This window comes from Parabacteroides caecihominis (genome assembly GCF_023656785.1).
GTDB classification, from domain to species: Bacteria; Bacteroidota; Bacteroidia; order Bacteroidales; family Tannerellaceae; genus Parabacteroides; species Parabacteroides segnis.
The window spans coordinates 46,370-71,752 of the sequence record NZ_JAMOKS010000005.1; the positions used below are offsets into that span (position 1 = coordinate 46,370).

19 protein-coding genes and 1 pseudogene are annotated in these 25,383 nt (G+C 46.9%); 10 read left to right on the forward strand and 10 right to left on the reverse strand.

Annotated features, from left to right (window positions below; genetic code table 11):
• Window positions 1-82: 82 nt before the first annotated feature.
• The 5 genes from NBH14_RS05090 to NBH14_RS05110 all read left to right on the forward strand — a co-directional run bounded on the left by NBH14_RS05090 (window position 83) and on the right by NBH14_RS05110 (window position 6,550).
• On the forward strand, window positions 83-937 hold the full coding sequence (locus NBH14_RS05090; protein ID WP_186958570.1) for a helix-turn-helix domain-containing protein: 855 nt from the start codon (window positions 83-85) through the stop codon (window positions 935-937).
• An 817-nt stretch (window positions 938-1,754) separates the two neighbouring features.
• A complete protein-coding gene (locus NBH14_RS05095) occupies window positions 1,755-2,354 on the forward strand; it encodes a DUF3575 domain-containing protein (RefSeq protein WP_186958715.1) in 600 nt (199 codons plus the stop codon).
• 6 nt (window positions 2,355-2,360) lie between these two features.
• Window positions 2,361-3,872: a DUF3868 domain-containing protein gene (locus NBH14_RS05100; protein WP_186958571.1), complete on the forward strand. Its 1,512-nt coding sequence runs from the start codon at window positions 2,361-2,363 to the stop codon at window positions 3,870-3,872.
• 46 nt (window positions 3,873-3,918) lie between these two features.
• A complete protein-coding gene (locus tag NBH14_RS05105) occupies window positions 3,919-5,493 on the forward strand; it encodes an Mfa1 family fimbria major subunit (RefSeq protein ID WP_186958572.1) in 1,575 nt (524 codons plus the stop codon).
• Between the two features lie 88 nt (window positions 5,494-5,581).
• On the forward strand, window positions 5,582-6,550 hold the full coding sequence (locus tag NBH14_RS05110; protein WP_186958573.1) for a FimB/Mfa2 family fimbrial subunit: 969 nt from the start codon (window positions 5,582-5,584) through the stop codon (window positions 6,548-6,550).
• On the opposite strand, the gene NBH14_RS05115 is transcribed toward NBH14_RS05110, so the two are convergent.
• Window positions 6,507-6,854 carry a hypothetical protein gene (locus NBH14_RS05115; protein ID WP_250817219.1) on the reverse strand — a complete coding sequence of 116 codons (348 nt, stop codon included), beginning with the start codon at window positions 6,852-6,854 and terminating at the stop codon, window positions 6,507-6,509. The genes NBH14_RS05110 and NBH14_RS05115 overlap by 44 nt on opposite strands.
• On the opposite strand from NBH14_RS05115, the pseudogene NBH14_RS28770 reads away from it, so the two are divergent.
• Window positions 6,738-7,022: pseudogene (locus NBH14_RS28770) on the forward strand (fimbrial protein); the annotation flags it as partial. The gene NBH14_RS05115 and the pseudogene NBH14_RS28770 overlap by 117 nt on opposite strands.
• A gap of 48 nt (window positions 7,023-7,070) precedes the next feature.
• On the opposite strand, the gene NBH14_RS05120 reads toward NBH14_RS28770, so the two are convergent.
• Complete coding sequence (locus NBH14_RS05120) at window positions 7,071-7,517, reverse strand: hypothetical protein (protein ID WP_250817221.1); 447 nt, start codon at window positions 7,515-7,517, stop codon at window positions 7,071-7,073.
• 63 nt (window positions 7,518-7,580) lie between these two features.
• On the opposite strand from NBH14_RS05120, the gene NBH14_RS05125 reads away from it, so the two are divergent.
• From NBH14_RS05125 to NBH14_RS05140, 4 genes are all read left to right on the forward strand, one after another.
• Window positions 7,581-9,008: a hypothetical protein gene (locus NBH14_RS05125; protein ID WP_250817223.1), complete on the forward strand. Its 1,428-nt coding sequence runs from the start codon at window positions 7,581-7,583 to the stop codon at window positions 9,006-9,008.
• A gap of 263 nt (window positions 9,009-9,271) precedes the next feature.
• Window positions 9,272-11,917: a DUF4906 domain-containing protein gene (locus tag NBH14_RS05130; protein WP_250817224.1), complete on the forward strand. Its 2,646-nt coding sequence runs from the start codon at window positions 9,272-9,274 to the stop codon at window positions 11,915-11,917.
• Window positions 11,918-11,976: 59 nt separating this feature from the next.
• On the forward strand, window positions 11,977-12,339 hold the full coding sequence (locus tag NBH14_RS05135; protein ID WP_186958577.1) for a hypothetical protein: 363 nt from the start codon (window positions 11,977-11,979) through the stop codon (window positions 12,337-12,339).
• A 195-nt stretch (window positions 12,340-12,534) separates the two neighbouring features.
• A complete protein-coding gene (locus NBH14_RS05140) occupies window positions 12,535-12,978 on the forward strand; it encodes a thioredoxin family protein (RefSeq protein ID WP_186958578.1) in 444 nt (147 codons plus the stop codon).
• A gap of 328 nt (window positions 12,979-13,306) precedes the next feature.
• Here the strand turns inward: NBH14_RS05140 and NBH14_RS05145 are convergent, their stop codons facing one another.
• The 8 genes from NBH14_RS05145 to NBH14_RS05180 all read right to left on the reverse strand — a co-directional run bounded on the left by NBH14_RS05145 (window position 13,307) and on the right by NBH14_RS05180 (window position 25,262).
• Complete coding sequence (locus NBH14_RS05145; RefSeq protein WP_186958579.1) at window positions 13,307-15,241, reverse strand: RagB/SusD family nutrient uptake outer membrane protein; 1,935 nt, start codon at window positions 15,239-15,241, stop codon at window positions 13,307-13,309.
• Window positions 15,242-15,254: 13 nt separating this feature from the next.
• The gene (locus NBH14_RS05150) at window positions 15,255-18,704 is read right to left on the reverse strand and encodes a TonB-dependent receptor (protein WP_250817226.1); all 3,450 of its coding nucleotides are present in this window, start codon (window positions 18,702-18,704) and stop codon (window positions 15,255-15,257) included.
• Window positions 18,705-18,845: 141 nt separating this feature from the next.
• Window positions 18,846-19,820, reverse strand: coding sequence for a FecR family protein (locus NBH14_RS05155; protein ID WP_186958581.1), 975 nt, complete (start codon window positions 19,818-19,820; stop codon window positions 18,846-18,848).
• Window positions 19,821-19,893: 73 nt separating this feature from the next.
• Entirely contained in the window at window positions 19,894-20,436 is a 543-nt protein-coding gene (locus NBH14_RS05160) for an RNA polymerase sigma-70 factor (RefSeq protein ID WP_186958582.1), read from the reverse strand.
• A gap of 268 nt (window positions 20,437-20,704) precedes the next feature.
• Window positions 20,705-21,892, reverse strand: a complete 1,188-nt coding sequence (locus NBH14_RS05165; protein ID WP_186958583.1) for a phosphoribosylaminoimidazolecarboxamide formyltransferase — start codon at window positions 21,890-21,892, stop codon at window positions 20,705-20,707.
• Window positions 21,893-21,912: 20 nt separating this feature from the next.
• A complete protein-coding gene (locus NBH14_RS05170; RefSeq protein WP_186958716.1) occupies window positions 21,913-22,800 on the reverse strand; it encodes an SDR family oxidoreductase in 888 nt (295 codons plus the stop codon).
• Window positions 22,797-24,020, reverse strand: a complete 1,224-nt coding sequence (locus NBH14_RS05175; RefSeq protein ID WP_186958584.1) for a DcaP family trimeric outer membrane transporter — start codon at window positions 24,018-24,020, stop codon at window positions 22,797-22,799. Before NBH14_RS05175 ends, NBH14_RS05170 begins: the two co-directional genes overlap by 4 nt.
• 15 nt (window positions 24,021-24,035) lie before the next feature.
• Window positions 24,036-25,262, reverse strand: a complete 1,227-nt coding sequence (locus tag NBH14_RS05180) for a DcaP family trimeric outer membrane transporter (RefSeq protein WP_010800869.1) — start codon at window positions 25,260-25,262, stop codon at window positions 24,036-24,038.
• Between the last annotated feature and the right edge of the window lie 121 nt (window positions 25,263-25,383).

A 25,383-nucleotide genomic window follows, 5' to 3' on the forward strand; every position in this document is an offset into this window, starting at 1 on the left:
TTCATTGGTATAATCATATGAATGAACCACTATATATTAATCGTTTCAAATAGGTAATATAGAAAAAATAAAATTGGTAAAAATGCAGAAACCTAACAACAATCAACAAGCATGTCCCTACTATTCTCCAGAATACAAGGTTATGCCCCAGTATATTGAAATGGAAGCGGGAGAAAATATAGAGTTGAACAGTAAAACATCCAATCATCTTATATTCGTACTCACGGGTGGCATTCTCATTGATTTTAATCAATACGTCAATCGTCCTATATCAGAAAATGAAATGTTCTTTCTTTACAAGAATAGCCATTTCAAATGGAAAGCTGTTTCAAAAACGACTCTGATTCTTTCAGGATATAATACAGTTACTTTTCCATGTACCAGCGCGAAGTCCAGAGTGCTGTATGAAATAAAAGCCACCACGAAGTTCCAATGCCGTGGGATTCCCATGAATGAGGAAATTAAAACCATAGTCTGTCAAATGAAAAAGTACATTGACCTTGGGATAAGCTGCCACCACATGTATCTTCTCAAACAGAAGGAGATGTATTTGGTTTTCAAGCACTTTTATACCCATGAAGAAGTAACGCAGCTATTTTATACGTCATTAGGAAGCGATCCGCTTTTTGCCGAGCAGGTTTTGGAAAACTATTTAAAAGTAAAAACTTCAAAAGAATTAGCTTGCCTCATGGGGTACAGTATAAGAACCTTTGAAAAACTTTTCCGGGAAAATTTTGACGAAACTCCATATAAATGGATGCAGAATCGTAAAGCCAAACAAATTCAGCAAAAGCTTATGAATCCCAACATTCCGTTAAAGCAAATAATGAACGAATTCAAATTCGCAACCTCTTCTCATTTTAATTTCTATTGCAGGCAGCATTTAGGTGGCACTCCCATGCAAATAAGAAACAGCAATAAAGATGATTTATATTAAAATTCACTTAACTATCATTGTAAATGGTGTATAACTAACATTTGGTCTACATAATAAAAAGAGACTTTAAAGAGTGGTCTTATCCGTATAAGCTTTTGTCTGTGAAGATACGAGCTTATTTTGTTTGTGTTAGAGATGTGACCTTTTCAGCGGAGAAAGTCGCATCTCTTTTTACTAAAATCGAAAAGCAATACTCCTTAATTACTATCAAATATCATTTTTTTTGAAGCCGTCCGTTCGATTGGTAGAATTTCTTCGCGAATTGGAAACTAGGCAAAATGACATATTCGATAACTTTGTCGCCACATTTGTGTGATTACAAACTATCAGAGAGAAAACTCACTTTAAAACACTATAATGGTAACATAAACCAATATGCGTAGAGGGTATAATAATAAAATCGGCTTTAAGTGGGGTTGTATGAAAGAAAATAATATTTTTTCTTCTATTTTTATGCTTGAAAATTTGGAGGTTTCGAAAAATTATCTAACACACACACACACACACACACACACACACACACACACACACACACACACACACACACACACACACACAAGAGCAGACGTATTTAACGTTCGCCCGTGCGCGCATAATATACTACATAATAGTCATTTACAATACATGTCCGTCAAAAAAGGTATTCCTTTTTGGCGGATTTTTGTGTCTAATATCCTGCCTTTTATTTTACCACGCACCCGTCGTCTGATGGTGCAGGTGGCAACTATGAAACCGGAAATACAAACGAACGAAAATCAAACAGTATATGGCATACGAACAGAAAATTAACATCAGTATCATAAGAAAGAAGAAAACGATGGTCCGTACAGCCATCGCGCGAATAGTGGGGATATTCATCCTCGCCCTGCTTGTTCCGCAGGTTGCGCACGCCCAGAAAGCGGCGGTCAAGACCAACCTGTTGTACGGAGTCTATACCCGTACTCCCAACCTGGGTATGGAGTTCGCTCTGGGAGACCGTCACACGCTGGATCTCGGGGGCGGCTATAACCCATGGAACTGGAAAGGCTCGCCCGGCGACAATAAAAAGCTCGTCCACTGGCTTGCGCAGGCGGAGTACCGCTATTGGCTGTGCAGCAAATACAGCGGTCATTTCCTCGGCCTGCACGTACTTGGCTCCCAATACAACATCGGGGGGCACGAGTTGCCCCTGCTGTTCGGCAAAGGCTCCAAAGAGTACCGCTACGAGGGATGGGGTGCCGGAGGCGGAATCTCCTACGGCTACAGTTTCTACCTGGGCAAACGGTGGAGCTTGGAAGCCAATATCGGAGTCGGGTATGTCCGGTTGCACTATGACAAATACGACTGCGTGAAGTGCGGAGAAAAAGTCGGCACCGAGAGCCGGAACTACTTCGGCCCGACTAAAGCCGGTATATCCTTAATCTATATTATTAAATGAACAGGCATGAAGATGAAAGCAATTTATATCCTCCTGATCCTTCTGGCTCCGGCACTGGCAATGGCGCAATACAAAGGCAAAATCAATGTGACACCGTTGAAACTGGAACAAAAGGGAGATTCCCTATATATAAGCATCGACATAAACATGCAGGACGTCCGCGTGGACACCCGCCGGTCGGTCGAACTTATTCCCGTGTTGACAGCCCCGGAAATGGAAAAGGCACTGCCCGCGGTACTGCTGAAAGGCAAATCAAATTACCACATCTGGCAGCGCAAGCTTACCTTGATGAACAGGAAGGAACGTCTCGGGTATTTGCAGGACGCTCCTTACACCGTTGCCAAGGGCTTTAAATCCAAGGACGAAAGACGTATAACCTATAACAAGGTCATTCCTTTCGAGGCGTGGATGAAAGACGCCCGTCTGGACATTCGCAAAGACGTGTGCGGTTGTGGAAATCCCCCGAGCATCCTTGAAGTGTCCCAACTGGCACAGGTACAACTGGAGAAGATCGTGGTACCCTATACAGTCACCCCGCATCTGGCCTATATCACCCCGGAGGTGGAAGCCGTCAAACGGCGTGAAATGTCGGGTGAAGCCTTCCTCGATTTCGTAGTGGGAAAGACGGATATCCTTCCCGACTACATGAACAATCCCGGAGAGCTTCAAAAGATTACCAACATGATGGCGGCGCTCAGAAACGATCCGGCGGTGACGGTGAAAGGAATCGTCGTGTCAGGGTATGCCTCCCCGGAAGGAACGTTAAAAATGAACCAGACCCTTTCCGAAGGACGTGCCAAAGCACTGACAGATTACCTGGTCCCGAAATTCGATTACCCGGAAAACCTGTATACCATTGCGTTCGGCGGTGAAAACTGGGCGGGACTGCTTGAGAAGGTCGAAGCCTCGGACATGAAACACCGCGAAGAGGTCATCCGCACCCTGACCACCGTTCCGGCAGAAATCAATTACAGGACCAACAACAGCCGCAAAAAATCGCTGATGCAACTGGCGGCGGGTGTTCCATACCGTTTCATGCTCAAAGAATATTTCCCCCATTTGCGCAAGGCTGTTTGCAAGGTGGATTACGAAGTGCGGGGGTTCAACGCCGAAGAAGCCCGGGAAGTGATCAAGACCCAACCGCAGAACCTGAGCCTGAATGAAATGTATATGGCAGCCAATACATACGAGGCAGGCTCACCGGAATTTACCGGTGTATTCGAAACGGCGGCAAGGATGTATCCCTCCGATGCCACGGCCAACGTGAATGCCGCTTCGGCAGCCCTCGCTCGCGGGGACACCGTTTCCGCCGGACACTATCTCGAAAAAGTGGAAACCCCGTCCCCGGAATACGACAACACCATGGGAGTACTCATGTTACTTCGCGACGATTACAGGCAAGCGGAAGAATACCTCACCCGGGCGGCGGCAAGCGGCTCACCAAGTGCTTCCCGGAATCTGGAGGAGTTATATCTCAAGCTGGATAACATCCGTCAGCTCCGGGAGCAGGACAACTGATAAACGTTACGAATCCAATTTATTAATTAACTAAATAAAAAACTGTATGAAAGTAAAAAAACTATTCCTTCCCGCATTGGCGGCGGTGACTCTTTTGGCGAGTTGTAGTAAAGACGGCCCGGATGAGCCTGTAAACCCGGTGGACGTGACAGGCAAAGCCTATCTGTCCCTGTCATTGAAGAACAATAACGAAGCCATGACGAGATCCAATGAGCAGAAGCCCGGAACCGAGGCGGAAAGCAAGGCCGACAGGGTAACGGTACTGCTGTTCGACGATGCGTTCCTGTGCCTCGGTACGGCGGATTTCAGCGGCCTGACGGTCGGCAATAGTGGCGGCAGTAACACCCCCACAGCAGAAAAAAGCGAAGCCAAGCTGGTTCCGGGAGCTACAAAAAAGATATTCGTGGTAATTAATCCCGTAAGTTCGAACGGCTGGGACCTGACCGACAATGCCGTCAAAGGCAAGTCCTGGCAGGATATCAACACAACGATAAAAGATGCCAACCTGACCATCGGCAATCTGACCGCAACCAACTCCTTTATGATGACTAGTGCGGGTAACCAGACCTACGGGGCACTCACCACTGTGGAGGTAGCCAAGCCCGCATCCGACAGCCAGGCCGATATAGATGCGGCCAAAGCCCTGGCAAAAACCCAAGCGGCGGAAGTATATGTAAACCGTATGTCCGCCAAGGTCACCGTAAGCGAGAACCAGAGCGGTGTTACCACAGGCAACAATAATACCGACAAGTTCACCTTTCAGGGCTGGGAGCTGAACATTACCAACAAAAGCATCGGCCTTTACACGGACATCGTGACTTACGATAACGCTTCCACCAGTGCCGTACAAGGCATCTACCGCAAGGATGCCAACTACCTGCTGACAGACCAGCCCGCACAGGCAAAGATCAGCGAGGAGTTCAACTGCCTGACCAACGGTGGCAATGACCCGGCTAATGATATGTCTCCGGTTATCAAAGCTCAAGGAACAGACGCCTACTGTTTCGAAAACACCATGGACGCTCCCGCCCAGAAACTGGGTTATACCACCAAAGCGGTTGTCAAAGCTAAATATACACCGGTAGGCATTACCGAAGGCAACAGTTATTTCTTCTGGCACGGCTCTTACCTGACCCTCACGGAACTAAAGGCGCTCTACCTGACCCACAGCGACGGAACGGGACTAAAAACAGACCTGCCCATCTTCCTGAAGAAAGCGGGACTGATGACCTCGGACGTAACCGACCAGTCTGATATAAATGATGCGGTAGCCGCACTGACTGCCGACAATTTCGATGCTGTAACCGGAGTTAAAGGCCGTTATTGCGCCGTGCGTTACTACCACGAATCGGTTTGTTACTACGATGTGCTGATCCGTCACGACCAGAACGTGACCGCCGACATGGCACTGGGCAGATACGGTGTGGTTCGCAACAACTGGTACGGCCTGACGATCAACAGCGCCGGCAGCCCGGGCACGCCGTGGATACCCGACCCGACCGATCCCGATGATCCCACCAAGCCGGGTACGGATGACGACGATAACAGCGAGGCATACCTGTCCGTATCGATAACCGTTAATCCGTGGACTTTCTGGAACCAGGGCGTGGACCTGAATTAATACGATATACAAACAACCTGACCAATGGCGGACCGGGCACAGATCCGCCATCGGTTTTCGGGCAACAATAGCCCCGCGTGAATAGAAAATGAAAATATTTAATATACGGAGATACATGCCGGTCCTTGCCACCCTTTTTATGGCAGGGTTTTCGGGTTGTGACGTACTGCACGACGACCTGAGCGACTGCGAGCTGACGCTGCAATTCCGGTACGATTACACCATGGAGGGTAAAGACCTGTTCACGGAGCAGGTACAGGAAGTAAAGGTTTTCATTTTCGATGACAACGGAAAATTTCTGCGTGAGTTCATCGAAAGCGGCGAGCCGCTGAAAGCTACCGGCTACCGGATGCGGATACCCTACCGGTACAAAAACCGCACAATGGTCGTCTGGGCGGGAAAAACGGAAGAACCCTACCGGCTTGCGGTTATGGAAACCGGCGACCCGATAGAGAAACTGACCCTCCGGTTCGAACCGGACGGAGGAACATACAACAGGCATCTCGCCACAATCTGGCACAGCGGACCCGCGCAAATGGTATTTCCCAATGAGGGAGGCACGGCACAAACCGTCGGGCTGGTCCGTAACACGAATGATATAAAGGTAAGCCTGACCCGCAAAGGCGAAACGCTCGGTGCCGGAGATTTCGACATCCGTATGGAGGGAGCCAACGGCGCTTACGAATATAACAACCATATTTCCGGACAGCGCGAAAACATTGCCTACACCCCCTGCAAGGAATGCGGCGCGGCGGCACCCGCTTCTCATGCGCAACTACATACCCTCCGGCTGACAGAGGGCGTACCCATGAAACTAACCGTCACGGAGAAATCCACCGGACGGAAAATAGATATAGGCGGCTCAGAGGCCGTAAACTTAGTTGAATACCTCCTGAAAAGCCGCCCCGAAGGAATGGGCAGGCAGGAATACCTCGACCGCAGGTACGACTGGGACGTGAGCCTCCGGCTCGGAGATAACGCCCAAAACGGCTATATAGCACTGAGTATTACCATCAACGGATGGACCTACTGGTTCCACCCGACAGACCTGCATTAAATAAAGAATGAGAATGATAACAGGCATCAAACATATACTGCTGGGAGTGTTTCTCCTGCTGGGCGCCTCTTGCGCCAGGGAGGAACAGATACCCGAACCCAATATCTACCTGGGGAAAACACTTCCCCTGAGTATCCGGCTGGGCAGCCGCGCTCCCGGCGATGACCCCGACGGGAGCGTCACCACCATGCGTGCCATCGTGTTCAACGACAAAGGGCAACTCGTGTGCAACGAGGTTACGCCAGCCACCCTGGATGGAAACGTCTACACGGCGCAGGCAAAAGCTGTCCGGGGAACCAACCACTTTTACATCATCTGCAACGAGACGGAGGAACTTGCCGGAAAACTCGCCCAGGTCACCCGGCAACCCGATATCGAACAGATCACCTTTTCGGCTGTGGGGCTCACTGCTCCGGTACCCATGTACGGCAAGGTGACCGATGCCTGGGTATCTTCCGACAGCGACGGCTCGAACGCGCAGGTAACGGTCAACAACGTCACCACCGGCGTATTGCCCGTATCAGTCAACCGCATGGCGGCACGTTTCAGTTTTACGGCCATCAAGAACATAACCGGGGGGGAGGACTTCGCGGTAACCGAATTGCGCATCAGGGTATGCCGGATGCCGGCTTACACCACCATCGCCGGCAACGCGGCCTATACCGACGACAAATGGTCGGACCGGGTTACAATGGATAAGCCCTGCCTGCTCGATAATAACGGCACATATACCGTCAGCGATAATAGCTATACCGTTCCCGAAGGTCTCGACCGGGTCGAATTCCCCAATATATATATCCCGGAGAACCTGCTGGAAAGCCCCGTAGACCGGTCGCGGGCCACCTACCTGAAGATAGAGGCGAAATGCCGGATGAAAGACGGCACCGACCAGATCAGGAACGTAGTCTACACGCTCAACATCGGCCAGGCCCCGCCGCAGAACCACAACCTGAAACGCAATAACCATTACAACATCTACGCCACGATCACCGGTCTGGGGGCGATGGGCATCTATGCCGACATCGTGCCGATGGACCTGTACGAGATTCCGGTCACTTGGAAACCCATCGAGGGACTGGTCATTGTCAGCGACAAGGCTTCCGATTTCGACTTTGACACCGGAACCTCCAAAAACGTGAATATATGGAGCGATTACAAAGTCTATTCAGGCATATTGAAAGCCTATCACGAGAACACCGGTTATGAAGACCTCCTGTTCAGGTACGGCAGCGTGGTCGCCGTGAGCAACAACGCCGCGAATCTCGGACAGGGCTTTACTGCCCCCTCAACCCCCGAAACATTGAACGATATCCTGTGGTATCCCTCTTCCTACGGGAATCCGCACAACCGGATTAACGGATGGACCGATATTCCTTATCTTCCGGCTGGCGATGTTCCGGTGGACAATTCACAGGTCGCCCAAGGACTGGGCGACCCGTGCAAGCTGGCCGGACTTTCGGAAATACAAATCCGGGACGAGGGAATCACCGACAACCAGCAGTGGCACATGGCCACACCGGACGAGTACGCCTTGCTGGTTTTCCAGGGGAACAGCACGCAGGACAACTCCGGTTACGGCTCCTTCCACTTGCTCCATATCCCCAACGTGAATTACCGGGATGAGAGCGGCAGGCTTACAGCGGGCGATGGCGGGCAGTACTGGACAACGACAGACGTTTCGGCATTCGGCTTTACCCACACGCCGTCCGCGAGCGCCGCGGTTGTGCCGGCGGACCCGGGGCGGGGCTACACGGTACGGTGCGTGCGAAATGTGATTCCGACCAGCGAAATGTCGGTATCCCGACATGCAAGCGTGTCTTACCAGGGTAACACGACGACAGGGGTAACCTTCGGCATCCTTTCCAACATCCCTTACTGGACGGCGACACTGATCGAATCGGGCGACGACGCGGGAACAGCGACGGAACCGGTTGATTTCTCGTTCGCCCCGGGAGTGACCGCCGTTCATGCCACGACCGGCAGTTATAATCAGAATATCCCCGTATATGTCAAACGAAAAGAAAGCCGGACTCCCCGCACGTTCAAGGTAAAAGTAGAGGGTACGGGGCTGGACGGTAACAGGCTCAGCAAAATCGTCACCGTTACACAGGATGGATATAACCTGTGGGGTAACTTCACGAATCTCGATAAGGCCACCATACCCCAGGCGGGAATCACTTACAACGATTTACAGATCAAGTTGAGTCCCGACGACATCGTGTTCCCCGAGGGAATGCTTTGGATACAGGCATATTATAACTACGACAAAATCGCGGAGAGCCTGGAGGTGTTCGAGACCGAAACGGATAAATACACGTACGGGGGATTCACTCTGACCGTTCCGGCGAATGACTATCCGGATATAAGAGGTCTGACATTCAGTATCGCGTTTCGTCTATCAGGCTCTGCAACATATACTTTGTATGGTAATGCCTATATACTACAAGACAAAAAATAGAAAATGTATACATGAAAAAGAAAATAATAGATCGTTACTTTACGACAGCTTACTTTGCACTGCTGGTACTCTGCGGCTGCACGAGTGAGGAGGGAATAGGAGTTCCCCGCCCCCAAGCTACAGGCAAGACAGTTAACGTCAGCCTGAAAGTCAGCATTCCGCCTGTCGTCGATCCGGTTTCCGCCGGGGATGCTTCAAAAACACGTTCGGAGTCGCAGGGCGGACCGGGATTCGTCGTCCGTTTCGCTGAAACGTGCCCTGGGGTGCAAACCAGGGGTTCGGACGGGAAGACCGAACTACACAACCTCTGGCTGCTGCAATTCAATAGTGACGGTACGATCAACGGTACGGCCCATAAAGTATCCGACAAGGTGACAACCGTCAACGACATGGTAACGCTGGAGGTACCGATGGTGGTCTCCACGAACCAGACGCTCTACCTGCTGGTGCTGGGGCCGAAGCTGGAGTGCGACCTGAGTTCGGTCACTACACTCGAAAATCTGGAAAAGATGACGCTGGAATACACGGTCGGTCAGGGAGGACAAACCGTGTCGCTGGTCACCCGCGATGAAGAAATACCCTTGGCGGGGCAAGTATCAGGCGTGACGGTGGTCCAGACCGAATCCGGCGACCAGGGACTGGTCGAATACAACAAGCCCGACGGATTTGCCGGAGGTATCGAGATTAAGCGCCTGATGTCAAAAATCAGCCTGCGGTACAAATTCGAGGTGCCGGAATACAAACTGGATGGCATGAAGCTGCTCAACGCCAACTCGGTGATCCGACTTTCCGGCAATCCGGACATCAATACCCGCGATGACCGTTACGTGGAGATCACGGCGGCAAGCGCGGCGCAGCCGGATGGCGAGGGATACCGTACCGTTAGCTGGTACGTGGCGCAGAACCGTCAGGGAAGCGTAAGTAGCATCCTGGCCGAAAAGGACCGGTTTAATAAGGTTGTGAACAATACCCAGGCGGGCAACGCGCCCACTTTGGGTACCAATATCGAAGCATGGGCCTATTCCACCGACAATGTGAACCTTTACGCCATCTACCAGATATACGTGGGTAAAAATAACACGAATAACTTCGATGTGGATGCCAACAGCTTCTACAGTCTTCATACGATGATTGATATGTCCATCGACGCAGCGCAAGCCGATGGCCGCATCAGGGCACAAAACGCCGCCGCCCAGACAGTCTATTTATGTAGTAGTTGGAAAAATGACCAATCAAGTTCCTACGGTTTCGTGGGGCCAAACTATGATCTGGATGCCCACCCCGACTGGCGACCACTGTTAGTGAAAGCGCGGGGCAGGAAAGTAACCGTCGGCATATATACCGATGAGCAGTGTACGCAACCGGCAGCCCCTTCGGATTCATGGCTGCACATCTCCTCGTCGCCGAACTATACCGAAGCTTATAATAACGCAGGCGAACCACTGGATACCCGTGCCGAGACGATTGTCATACTGCCCACCGAACTTATTTTCTACCTCTACAGCAATGAATACGTATTCGGCGAAGACGGTTCTCTGGCTTTCAGGGAAAATGATTTTACAGGTAATAAACGCTCCCTCTGGATCAGGGTAGCCACCACCTCCGAAGGGGTTATGGAGGGGAATTCATCGACAACGACGATAACTTACCGAATGGACCAACGGCCCGCCGCCTTTATGGGCAATTTCGGAGGTAAACAGCTCAGTGACGGCTATTCAGAGGGACTGGTTTATGACCGCATTGTGGAATACAATCAAACATACGATGGTTCCGGTACTAAGACAAAATTTGTTCCTTATGGTTATGACAAGCAAAGTACGGCAAATGCGGGATACCGGACAAACGACCTCTCTTCCGGCCTGGAGGCGACACGCTACCTCTCGGAGAACCCCAATAATCTACCGTTCAACATAGCAAATCTTGCCGGTCCGCAGCGGGATGCCCTCGGTCGGGTCAAACTCTACCAGTACGGCTATTACGAGGTACCTGCCGCCAGATATTGCTACGACCGTAACCGTGACGAGGACGGCAACGGGGTCATCGACCCCGACGAATTGAAATGGTACCTGCCCGCGGGCAATCAAACCATGGGGTATTGGATAAATTTACATCAGGATGAAACTATCGCTTCAAATACTTTGACGACCACTGAATATAGCAAAACGGACGTACTTTGGGCGACAAATAGTTCTCTTATGTCATGGTCAAAATCATCAGAAAGGAGTCTTCTCAGATGCGTAAGAAATGTCCCTCGCCAGAAAAGTTCCCAGCAAGTAGAGGTGGTTACTGATACTAGAGGAAATCCGTATGCCGCCATCAAAACCTCCGGGATGCGACGAAACATTAACCGCGCAGATGAACGGGATTTCTATGTCACTCTCGATCTTTATACGGAGAATGACGGTAAGGCCGAACCGGTAGTGGACAACGAAGGAGATCAGGTTACGGTGCGGCGCATGAGGCGACATTTAATGGAAGATCCATTAGAGGACTACTATTCTTCCGGCTTTATGGTGGCTCCTGAAAATTTGTCTGGCATATCATGGGCTGGGGCAAACGGTTACCTGTCTACAGCAAATACAACAGATCCGACCATTGAAGCCTCCGCCGCACCTACAGGATGCCCTATGTACAGAGGTATCGATGACAAAGACCCGGAGGGAAGCTGGAGAGTGCCTACCTATAGAGAGTTGGCATTAATAATGATGTATCTGGATGACCTTAAAAATACTGTGGATCGAACAGGTTTTACATTATCTTCTTCTTATAGATCTTTTTGGTGTGCTACAGAATCCGACGGATCCGGCGCGCGCACTGGTCGATGTTATCCCAACGTACCCTATACAATGGGCTCTTCATATAGCAAATCCAGTACGCTTGAAGTCCGCTGTATCCGGGATATACCATAAGCCTAAGTCACCGGAATAGAGAAAAAACATGTTATTACAAATAAAAAGAACAATAATGCATGTCAAAAACCGATCTCGAAGAAATCCTCATGAAGGAAGCTGAAAACACCGGAGATATCCACCTGTATTTCCAGCCGGAATCCTGCGAATGGTTCGCCTATGGCAGGTCTGCCGACAATTTGCAGATCCTTGTTCCCGAAATTGAAAAGACACGCATTGACGAACAGTTTCCGGAAGTGGAAATGCACCTGCCCCGTGTCAGCATCAATTTTGAACAGACCGAACGCTACAACCTGGCGGCTCATTGCCAGCTTATCGGAGATAACTACGCGCAGTTGGGGATGGAGAAAAACGACCCGAAGCAGGAAGTGAATAACGACTTTTTCGGATTATCCGGGAAAAGCCATGCCCATGAATGGTAATTATAGATACACCACATACTTACCCACGACACTCCCTGCCTGTACGGTACGGGGCATACTTCATACGCCTGAGCATCGCCGGGCTGGCATTAGCCCTCTGCCTGGTATGTGCAGTCATCGTCCTGCCTTTTCACATCGCGGATGTCATAATCTGGAAAAAGAAGGAAAACAAGCTGAAACTTAATTATGAAAACCATGAAACGATTAAATAGCACGTTATTGCTTTTGGCTTTCCTGACCGCCTCCGGTTGCAGCGGTCAGGGAGGCAAACAGCAGACCTCCCAGGTCAGCGGGTCTTACACCGTCCTGTTTTTCAACAACCCCGATTGTCAGGAGTGTGAGCATATGAAAGAGGTCTTGTCCCGGTTGACGGTTCCCGGCGTAAGAATCGTGGCTATCTATCCCGATGAAGATGTCGAACTATGGAAGAAAGCGGCATATCCGAAAGGGTGGGTCAACGGGTATATCGGTCAGAAATCGGGGGAACAGCAATCTTACGATTTAAGAGCCATTCCCTGTCTGTACTTGCTCGACAAAGACAAAAAAATCATTCAGTTCACCCCTCACAAGGGTTTTCATTTTGATAACTTACCAACCGATTCCGAATTTAGCCCTAATAATGAAAACAAGAAAGAATAACACACCCAACCAAAAAACAAAACACCGGAACCCCGACCAAATACATGGTTTGAGTTCCGGTGTAGTCTTTTAGGTGGGTATCCGTTCCGGCAACCTTCTCTGTATATGTGATTTTCACGAAAACCCCTCATAAAGAGCGCACAAATCCAAATTTCAGTGCTATATTTGCTGGATAAGTTCTTTAAAGTATAAACCTCGTCCATGTCCCCCTATATGTACCATATAGAGGTTCTACCTAAAATTGACACCTGATTAACAGGGCGTTATCAAAAAAAAGAGACTATCTTTGACGTGGAGGCAACCTTTTTTATATAATACCAATAACCTTCTATTTGTCTTCCCACCCTTTGGTCTGAAGCAGATTCGTATTCAACAGCAATTCACCTTTCGGAATAGGCCAGTAATAACGATAATCGGACCATGGCAATGTGCCACTCTGGATATTCGTACTTTTCGGATGAAGGATAATGAAACCTTCTTCATCCAGAAATACATCCTTATCGACAATAGCAGTCACCGCTGTTTCACGAATACCCGTTTCCGGGTCTACCACGCCATTGTTATAATCACCGCTATAAAGTTCTTGCACTTCTTCGGTAAATTTCACACCCCTCATCGGGACAGTCAATAAACCTGCTGCTTTCCAACGCATCAAATCCCAGTAACGAAGATCTTCCTGAGCCATTTCGATGCGTCTTTCACGACGTATCTCACGCAACAACGGGGAAACGGTATAATCCAACTTCTCCCTGTAAACGGCATCCAAACGAGGGTCGGCCGGGATATTTCCCATATCCAATCTTGCAGTAGGATATTTATCGAAGTCGAAACCAGCCCTCTGGCGTAGCGCATTGATAGTAATATCAATATCATTCTGAGAAATTGTTCCCAACTCACATTTTGCTTCTGCATACATCAATAAAGCTTCCGCATATCTGAATTCAATGGCAGATTGTGTAGATCCACTGGCTCTTTGGTAGTTTACCAGGTCCGGTTTCCAATGTTTGATGAACCGGTAACCGGATTGCTCAGATCCGAGATATTTCAAATTAGGGTAAGTTATGCCATTCTCTTTAATTCCATACACCCCCGTATTTCTGTTCCAAATGGTGATATATTCCCCCGGTTTACAGATTGTCTGCGACATACGGGGATCACGATTGTTCAGTTCACTCCATTTTCCATATCCTTCAAACAAAGGATTCGCATCATAATTGCCTTTCGAACCGCTTAAATAAATCGGACGTCCGTCTTCACACAAATATTCATCGACTAAACTCCTTTGAGCACAAATACCCATGTGATTATTCTGGTCATAATAACGGAGCAAATCATTACCTATCTTATTGTCAAAACTGTACTCCACACCTAATATGGCTTCCGGATTAGATCTGATTTCCGCATCGAATTGAGCGAATAGCGCCCAATAAGAATCCTTGTTTCCGTTATCAAACAATTTGTATCTGCCCGACTTGATCAGATAATCGGCAGATTTCGCAGCTTCTTCCAACCACATGGCAGCCGTATTCTGCAAATTCAATTCTGTATGATATTTCCGGAAAGTTCCTTCGTTCAAACAGATTCTCGCTTTTAGGAATTGCGCCATGTCCTTGTTTATACGACCTACCGAATTGGGAGTTGTAACTTCCGGAAACCATTCAATGGCACGGTTTATACAAAACAAAACTGAATCCATCACCAATTCCCTCGAGTCGCGCGGAGCATACAATTCTTCCGAGTCGATGTTCAGATCGCGGCTAAGCCAAGGTACATCGCTAAAAATCTGTACCTTTTTGAAATAATCCCATGCTTTGAAGAAATAAGCTTCGGCAGCATAAGCTTTTTTCTTATCTTCAGTGATAGGTGCCCTATCATAGTTTGTCAAGAAGTAATTCACACGGCGCAGATCTCCCCAACTCCATCCGTTGTAACTGTCATTCAACGGTACGGTATAAGCATTAGTCAAACGAACATTCACATTTTGTCCGCTGCGGACAGCATTATCCGAAAAAGCATCACCGTAAGCAATATGACTACCTCTGAAATTCAGTGGTGCCACATACGGATCCTGATTATGTCCGCGGGCATAAATACGGTACATTCCATTCAGGTAAAGCTCCAGGTCGGTCTCCGTATTCCAGAAATTTTCACTTACTATATCGTCTTTAGGAGGACGGTCCATAAAATCGTCATTACATGCAAAAAGGCAAAATGACAACGCTGATAAAGCCAGCACTTTTATATTTGAACTATATTTTCTCATATTATCATATCATTTAAAATCCAACTTGTACACCTAATGCGATACTTCTCATCTGAGGATAAGAAGTCGAAAGCAGATCCGGATCATAGACATCGGGAAGTTCTGTAATTTCAAACAGGTTAAAACCGGATACATACACTCTGAGTTTACTCATTTTGATCTTGTTGGTAATCTCGGCCGGAACCGTATAACCCAAGATTGCCTGTTTCAAACGGAGATAAGCGCCATTGAACATATAAGCAGATTGCGTATACCAGTTCTGTGAACGACGGGCACCGTAAAGAGGATATTTAGCATCCGTCTGTTCCGGAGTCCATGAATTTTCATACACCTTTTTGCTACCCGGACCGTCTTCATCACCCCAGTATGTCTTGTCACTAATCCAAACGTCTCTCTTACCAACACCTTGGAAGAAAAGATTTAAGTCGAAACCTTTCCAAGCAAAATTGGCTGTCAAACCGAATTTCAAGCGCGGAGTATTATTACCCAAAACCTTCAAATCCCCATGATCGTCCAATGTATTCAGGCCTCTGTCTACTTTTCCGTCTCCATTGATATCTTTATACATGATATCGCCCGGATAATAAGCGCTGTTCGATTCATTCGGGCGGTGCAGGTTGTTTCCGTTTTCATCCGTATATTGAATAATCAGGTTGTTTGCGATATCACCTTCCTGCAAAATCCGGTCGGTTACATATCCCCATATTTCCCCTACTTTCTTACCGGTATACAAAGAACCCAGGCTGCAATTGTCGTTACCATTGAATAGAGCAACTTCAGTTTGATAATCAGACAATACAAAATTCAAGTCGTAGAAAAAGCCGTTTGAAAGACGGTCTTTCCATCCGAGACTCATTTCCCATCCATGCGTTCTCAACTTACCGGAATTCACCATCGGTGCACTGGTACCCAACACTGAAGGATATGTCGAACCATCCATAATGATATCTTTTGTTTCACGTCTGTAGATATCAAAAGAATAGTTAAGCCTGTTACTAAGCAAAGATACATCCAAACCGCCATTGATTGTCGTAGCTGTTTCCCAGGTAAAATCCGGACTGATCAATCCGGGAGGGTTCACCTGATAAGGACGCTGCCCGTTGATCATCGCACTAGACTGACTGGATCCCATACGGGAATAGAAACCGTAGTTGGCTACATTCTGGTTACCGATAGAACCGTAAGAGGCCCTTATCTTCAAATTATCCAACCAACTACGCGTATCGGCCATGAAGCTCTCTTCCGAAAGACGCCATGCAGCAGAGAAAGAAGGGAAGAACTTGAAACGTGAGTCATGCGGGAATTTGGAAGATCCATCATATCGTCCGTTCATTTCAAAAAGATAACGGTCGGAATAATTATAATTAATTCGCATAAATACACCCCGTACAGCCCAATGTTCATCAACCTCCCCTTTAGAGGGATTTACACCATACGTATTGCCAAGCGTAGGCGCACCGATACTCATAATACCTGTATTTCCAGCCGACAACTGTTCTTTCTTCCAGACCTCCTGGTTAAAGCCGACCAATCCGCCCAACGTATGTTTTCCGAATGTCTGGTTATAATCCGCATATACATTAGTCGTAAAAAGTTGTACATCTTCTTTTATCTTACTGATACGCCCGGTTTCCGTATTAACGGCAATATCCATCGACTCCCAGCTATCCTGGATATAGCGGAATTCAGGTTCCACATCCTTTACATCATAAGAAGAAGGACGATAAGAAAAGTCTGCTTTCAATTTCAACTGGGGCAACACCTGGTATTCCGGACTTGCAGTAAATACCCCAACCGCCCTGTCTGTTTTTTTATTCCTGTTACTATAAGCATAAGCCGACACAATGCTGTTCGTCGGAGCATTGGGTACAGGGTCATTCGGCCCTGTCAGCAGAGGCATGTTCTGATTCCATTTTCCCTGATACAAGATGACCGACCACGGATTGCCTTTATAAGAATAAGGTAACGGTTCGTCATAACGAGTCGCGTTATATGATAATTTGATATTCACTTTAAATTTATCGTTAATCTGGGCATCCAAATTAACCATACCATTATAACGACGCATATTATCATTACGAAGTTTATAGAAACCATCCTGGTCCTGAAAACCCAATGAAGCGTAATAACGCAAAGCTTCAGTACCGCCCGAAATGCTTACGTTATGTTTCTGTGTAGGACTCCAATCTCTTACCATCAATTCAAACGGGTCAAAGTTACCTACCCACCAGATCGATTGCTGATTACTTCCCGGCGCATACATCCAGGCATTTTCGGGGACAGGATTATCAATATAATTCTGCAATGCTTCCAAACGGATATCATCATCCGTAGTTCTGGTACCACCTGTATATACCCGGTTCATCACTCTAGCATATTCAGACTCATACGAGTTCATGAAGTCTGGACGCGCCGAAGGATGGTTCCACTGCACATCGTACGAATACTGTACCCTGCCTTTCCCCTTCTTCCCTTGTTTGGTTGTCACCAATATGACTCCATAAGCAGCACGCGCACCATAGATAGCTGACGCTGAAGCATCTTTAATAACGGAAATACTCTCCATATCATTAGGATTCAAGGCACTAAGATTGAAATTTTCCATCTCGATACCATCTACAAGAATAAGAGGACTGCCATTATCAACTTGCCATGCACCGTCACTGTTTTTCGACATAGATGTTGCACCACGGACATTATAAGATGCAAACGTATTAGGCGCACCGTTTGAGATATCGACATTCAGGTTAGGAACAACCCCTTGCAACGCCTGAGCAATATTTGTCACAGGACGGCTCTCCATGACTTCAGCCGAAACAGAGGAAACAGCACCCGTTAAATTCACCTTCTTCTGTGTACCGTAACCTACGACAACAACCTCATCCAGGGTTTGTGTATCCTCTTTCAGTACGACAGAAATATTCGTCTTGTTTTTAACCGATACATTCTGTGTCATATAACCGATATAGGATACTTCTACCGCATCGCTTTGTCCTAGTGTCAGCGAGAATTTTCCGTCGATATCCGTTATGATACCGTTCCTTGTCCCCTTTTCGACTACGTTTGCACCGATAATAGGCAATCCGGATTCATCCGTTACAATACCTGTTATCGTTTTCCTACTATCTTGCTGAGTCTTTACTGGTGCCGGTTTGATTAAAATCAGGTTTCCTTCGATAGTAAATACAGCGCCTGTCCCTTCCAATATCTCGGCCATTGCTTCTTTTACCGGTTTACTGGCTATATTTACCGATACCAGGCGGTTCTTGTCAATGGTAGATTCACTGTAAGCAATAGATAATTTTGTTTGGTTTTCCACTTCTTCAAAAACATCGGCCAATGTGACGTTTCGCTTGTTTATATTTACATTTTGTGCCGATAGGATTGTGGTCATGAAGAAAAGGAATAAATAGGTAAATATCTTTCGCAAATATTTATAAGATAAATTGTTATTCTTTTTCATGAATAATATTATTTTTGTTGTTGAATACTATTTTTATAATTAAGCCTTATGAAATGTGTTCGGATTTCAAACCGAAGAGTTGAGCCGCAAACAAAACTCTTCGGTTCTTTTTTTCATGGTACTATATGTGTGTGTTAATCATTAATAAATATATACTTTATCCCCTTCTATCTTATATTTAAACCCGGCAATAATTTGTTGTAAAGTATAAAATACTTCCTCCAACGTCTCATCATGCAGGAATTTAACCGTTAAACGTTCATCCTTCAATCCTTTGGAATTGAGGTAAACCGTTACCCCATGATTCCGTTCTATTTCTTTTATGACAGTATACAATGAAACACTTTGGAAAACCATCTGCCCCTTTTCCCAGGCCAGTACATAATCCAACCGGACATGCTTATGTTCACTTCGCCCTGTTTCCCTGTCATATACGATTTGTTCCTCCGGGTTAAGAATAAAACTTTCCTGACCTGAATTAATATCGACTTTAATTTTCCCTTCCACCAGTGAAGCGGCCGTTTTTTTATCATCCGGATAAGACGAAATATTAAAAACCGTACCCAATGCCTCTACAGACATATCCTGTGTTTTGACAATAAAAGGTTTCTTCTTATCCGGCGAAACCGAAAACTTAGCCTCTCCGCTTAAATAAATATTACGATTCTTCCCTTTAAATTCAGCCGGATAAAACAGAGAACTTCCTGAATTAACCATCACCTCTGAATGATCGGGCAATATAACGGTACGTATTTCCCCTGCGGGGACAAAACATTCTACCCATGCAACTTCCTCCACCGTATGATTTTGCACATACTGCCATGAAAACCATACGCTAAGTAAAGGTATCAGAATAACAGCAGCCACCTGTCCCCATTTCCGGAATGAGAAATGTATCCTCCTGCGTTGCGGAAATCCTAAACGCCTTTCCACTTCATCGAAAGATTGCTCTACCGATCTATCTCCTTTTATCTGGATATCATCCCAAATCCGGCAAAGGGCTTCATCCTTCTCTTCCGATGAAAAAGAGAAAAACCAGCGGGCAAAGCTCTTCCGGATTTCTTCCGGATGATCTTTCTTAAAGAAATTTTCTATGATCTGATATACTTTCGACATAATGTTATTTTCCGTTATCTATAAATTAAGACACGCGAGAATAACAATGCACCCAAAAAAAGTAATTATTTTTTTACATAAAGAAGGAAGTAAATAAAAACAAGGTCTTTCTGATCTCTTTCAACGCCAAGTTCAGGTGATTCTCTACGGTTTTCTTAGAAATACCCATCCGGGTCGCTATCTCATCATTTGTCAGCCCCTCTCTCCGGCTCATTTCATAAATAGCTTTACGTTTACGGGGCATACGGCTGACAGTCAATTGCTCCAGTAATTTTATCTCACGGGCATACAATTCCCCTTCAATGGTCAGTTCAGTCTCTCCTTCATACTCTTCCAGATAACTTTCTTCCACATATTTACGCCGCAAATAATTCAGAGCCATATTCTTCGCCATCCGGTAAACGTACGAATTAAACGATTCGACAACCCCCAACTGTTCCCGGCTCTCCCAGACTCTCATAAAAACATCCTGAGCTAATTCTTCGGCTATAATCTCCGATTTGGTAAGATGACTTATAAAGTATTTAACCTTTGGGAAATAATTCATAAACAGGCACCTGAAAGCGTCATGACTCCCCAATACCAGTTCTTTTATATATAATGTATCCTTTTCCATAAAAGTATCTCCCAGGCAAATATAGTACAAATACAATAAAACGAAACGAATCCGATTTGATTTAACACCCCAGGAATAACTTACTTCGGTTATTTACTCAATAGAAGAAAGATACTCCCATACAGATGGGGGGTTTATCCCTTTCGGGTGGGATATTTTCCCCATTGGGATGGGGAAAAAGTTCCAACACGAAAATCATATTGAAACTATTAGTAAAAAATAAGCAGAATCCCTTAATAGCGAATCTGCTTATCTCCTATAAATATAATTAATGATGGAACAAACGTACCCCTGTAAATGCCATCGTTATGCCATATTTATCGCAAGTATCGATCACATGATCGTCTCGGACGGAACCGCCTGCCTGTGCGATATATTCGACACCGCTTTTATGAGCACGTTCGATGTTGTCACCGAAGGGGAAGAAAGCATCTGAGCCCAGTGCTACCCCTTTCAGGGTGTCCAGCCACGCACGTTTCTCTTCGCGGGTCAGCACTTCCGGTTTTTCGGTGAAGAACTGCTGCCAGATACCGTCGGTCAAAATGTCTTCGTGGTCATCGCTGATATATACGTCGATTGTATTATCGCGGTCGGCACGACGGATCTTTTCGATCCAGGGCAGGTTCATTACTTTCGGATGCTGGCGGAGATACCAGATGTCGGCTTTGTTTCCGGCCAAACGGGTACAATGGATACGACTCTGCTGACCGGCACCGATACCGATAGCCTGTCCGTCTTTTGTATAGCAGACAGAATTACTCTGCGTATATTTTAATGTAATAAGGGCAATGATAAGATCGCGTTTGGCAGCTTCAGAAAATTCCTTATTTTGAGTCGGGATGTTTGTCAGCAAGCTTTCGTCTAGTTTAATCTCGTTACGGCCCTGTTCGAAAGTGATACCGAACACATCTTTATGTTCAATCGGAGCCGGCTTATAAGACGGATCGATCTTAATCACGTTATACGTTCCTTTCCTTTTGTTTTTCAGTATCTCTAAAGCTTCCGGGGTATAACCGGGAGCAATGACACCGTCGGAAACTTCGCGGTTGATCAGGCGGGCAGTAGCTTCATCGCAAGTATCGCTCAAAGCGATAAAATCGCCGTAAGAAGACATGCGGTCTGCACCACGGGCACGGGCATAAGCGGTTGCCAGAGGAGTAAGAGGCAGGTCGTCTACAAAATAAATTTTCTTCAGGGTATCGCTCATCTCGATTCCCACAGCGGCACCCGCCGGACTGACATGCTTAAAAGATGCGGCAGCCGGTAGTCCGGTAGCCTCTTTTAGTTCTTTCACCAATTGCCAGCTATTGAAAGCGTCCATGAAATTAATATATCCGGGACGACCGTCCAATACCTCTATAGGCAATTCCCCCTGCTGCATAAAAATGCGCGACGGCTTCTGGTTGGGGTTACAGCCGTACTTCAGTTCTAAAGAGTTTTTGTTTTCTGTGCTCATATTGCTTGTTATATATGATTCTATCTCATCTCCGCCATTCCTTCTTCGAGGGTATGAGGAGTATAGCCTAACTCACGTTTTGCTTTTTCGATGCTCAGCCCGCTGAAACGGGGACGTGGAGTCGCTTCGTTCATTTCTTCGGTGGTGACCGGGATAATCAATGAACGGTCCAGCTTGAAATAATCGGCAACACGGTAAGCTATATCGGCTATCGAAAGGCATTCGCCTCCACAAATATGCCAGGTACCGTTTAGAGAAACATGCATAAGTTTTTCTACTCCGACAGCAATATCCCCTACCCAGGTCGGTGTACGGTACTGATCGGAAACGACCCATATCTCCTGACCGGCTTCCAAGCGGTTCTTTACCAATTGCAAGATATTGCCATGTTGCCCCGGCAATGCTTTTCCGTAGACAACGACCACGCGGACATTCGCATAATTACTGCAATTGGCAGCCACGGCCAATTCTCCCTGATATTTCGACAGGCCATAATAATTCACCGGAGCCGGAATATCTTCCTCGGTGTATAAAGAAGGATTCTTTCCGTCAAAGACAAAATCGGTCGACAGATGAATAAAACGGCTACCCTCCTGTTCACAGCAACGCGCCATATTTTCAACGGCAAGTACATTGGCGGCATGCGCCTCATTATGATGGGACTCACAATAATCGGGTACGGAAAGTGCAGAAGCGTTTATCACGACATCAGGGCGCGTCTCCCCGATCAATCGCCCGATGGCCGGATGATCGTTGATATCCACCTGAACGAAATGGGAATTACTCTCCGGCTGAATATCTTTATGCAGGGAGCATCCTGTCAATTCATACCCACCACACTGGGACAGATGTTGCAAAATACGTCTGCCTGTAAAACCGTTTGCTCCAATTATCAGCGTTTTCATCAGAATGAATATATTAATACACCTAATACACGGTGGTTAGTTACTGAATGGGTATCACGAATACGTCCATCGGCAAGTGTACGGTCGCCATACCAGGCCAAAGACGGGCTGTACTCCACTCCCAGTTTCCAGTGAGGCAACACATACGACAGTTGCAAATTAGTGGTAAAGACCTGATCCACATCGAGGCCCACTCCATAAGTCGGTCCGACAATATCCTTTCCTGCCCCCAGGTTCTTCAAATACCCGACAAACAGTCCGGGTTGCCATTTTTTACCATATACCACGTTCAACCAGGTCATTGAATGACGGTAAGACGTATACTCCTGTTCGCCGGTACGTTTGTCGATACTGCTGACACCATAACCACCCAGCATACAGAGATGGGCCAGGTTTTCTCCCATAATCGTCTTTGCCGAAATCTTCCAGTTATCATCCGTATAACGGGCATGCGCCTCGACAGAAACGGAGGTAACACGCTCTTTTACCTTATAAATCTTATCACCGACTTCGGATTTTACACGTGGTGCCAGCGAAATAAGGTCGGCACCTATACCTACCAGCCAATTGTTAGTTTTATAATCGACACCGGCATAAAATTCCGGCACACAACTATTCTTTATATATTCCTCGCTCTTTCCGTTCGGTCCGGTAGACAGATACTGCAACTGCCAGATAGCTGCCCCCGTCAGGCTCCATCCCTGACTGGTATAACGATAGCGAAGCATCGGGTTACGGCTGAACGGCTGGAAAGGTGCTCCGGTGGAAAGGTTCAACATTTGTGGAAAGATATCACCGAATAATGGGTGCCAGGTCTGTCCGATCAGGACAGCCGATTTTCCCCAATCCAGATTTACATAGGCATGCCGCACACGAATCATGGCAAAGTTACTTCCCGAACCACGGAAATCCACTTCCAATTTAGCGGTTGTCTTAGCTTTACCGACACTCGGTCCTGCCACATCTATCCCCAAACGGGAATACAACAGGTAAAAGCTACCGTTTGCCGTAGCATTCAAATCATTGCCATCTGCATCCGGAGAGATATCTTTCGGATAGAGATGAAACAAACCGTCTACTATCTCGGAATTGGCCCGGGAATTATAGAACAAGTCACCACGAACCTGTCCGTAAAACTTATACGAAAAATTCTTCTTCTGTGCATAACCGGACGTTACAGCTAACAATCCGGCCAATAAAAACATACCTAGTCTCGTTCTCATTTAAAAGCGTTCAAATTAGAAATAATACATAACCAATCCCAATATGCGGTGATTGGTTATGGCGTGAGTGTTTCCCACTTTACCGTTCTTCTGGTCGATCGTTCCATACCAGGCCGTTGCCGGAGAATATTCCAGTCCGATCTGCCAGTGAGGCAGATTATAAGAAAAATTCATATTTACCGTCAGCAACTGATCGATATCCAGTCCCATTCCGTAGACTGTTTTCGAGGCTGTCAGTTCATCATCCGTCCCCAGGTTCTTGGTGTATCCCAGGAATAATCCCGTTTTCCACTTCGTGCCATAGGTGAAATTCGCCCAGGTTGTCGAATGACGGAAAGGAGTATATTCCTGCTCGCCAGTCTTCGGATCGACAGAACTAATGCCATAGCCGCCGATCAGGGCCGTCTGGTCCAGACAGGAAGCCATCAGGCTTTTGGCTGCAAAGGTATAATTACGGCCGGTATATTTCAAGTGAGCTTCGTATGAATATGTCGTCATACGCTCATTTACTTTATATACTTTGTCATTTATCTCAGAAGTCGTACGGGGTTTTAAAGAAATAAGGTGAATACCGGCTCCTGCCAGCCAGCCATTGCCGGACGTATAATCGGCACCTACATAAAACTCCGGCACACAACTATTCTTTATATAATCTTCGCTCATCCCTTTCGGACCGCTCGACGTGTATTGCAACTGCCATATAGCCGAAGCGGTTAGTTTTACATTACCTGCCTTGTATTGATAACGAATCTGCGGACTGCGGTTGAAAGGTTGGAAAGGTGCGCCTGTCGACAGATTCAACATATCCGGAAATACGGAACCGAATAACGGATGCCAGGTATGACCGATCAATACATTACTCTTATCCCAATCCAACGCTACCCATGCCTGGCGGATACGCAACATAGTCGTACTTCCCGAAAAGCCGCCGAAGTCAGTCTCCAGACAAGCTGAAGTACGAGCCGAGCCGACATTCGGGCCGGTCACACTCAATCCCAGGCGGGAAGTGAACGTATAAAAACTACCGTTGGGAGTCGCATTCAGGTCTTTCCCGTCAGCATCCGGTTTTTCATCCAAAGGGAAAAGGTAGAAGTTTCCGTCTACCGGAGCCATATTTGCACGGGTGTTGTAGAACAGGTCACCACGTACAAAACCATAAAACTTGTAAGTGAAGTTTTTCTTCTGGGCAGTTGCGGAAAACAAAGTCAGCATACTTACCAATAGCAGAGCCAGCTTTTTCATCGTTGTCGTTTGTTATCTATTTGTCTAGTTTGAAGGCGCAAAGGTATATATTTTTGTTTATTCAATTTGAAGAACGAAATATTATTTGTTACTTTGCTTCCAAGTTGTAAGCCTGAAAGGC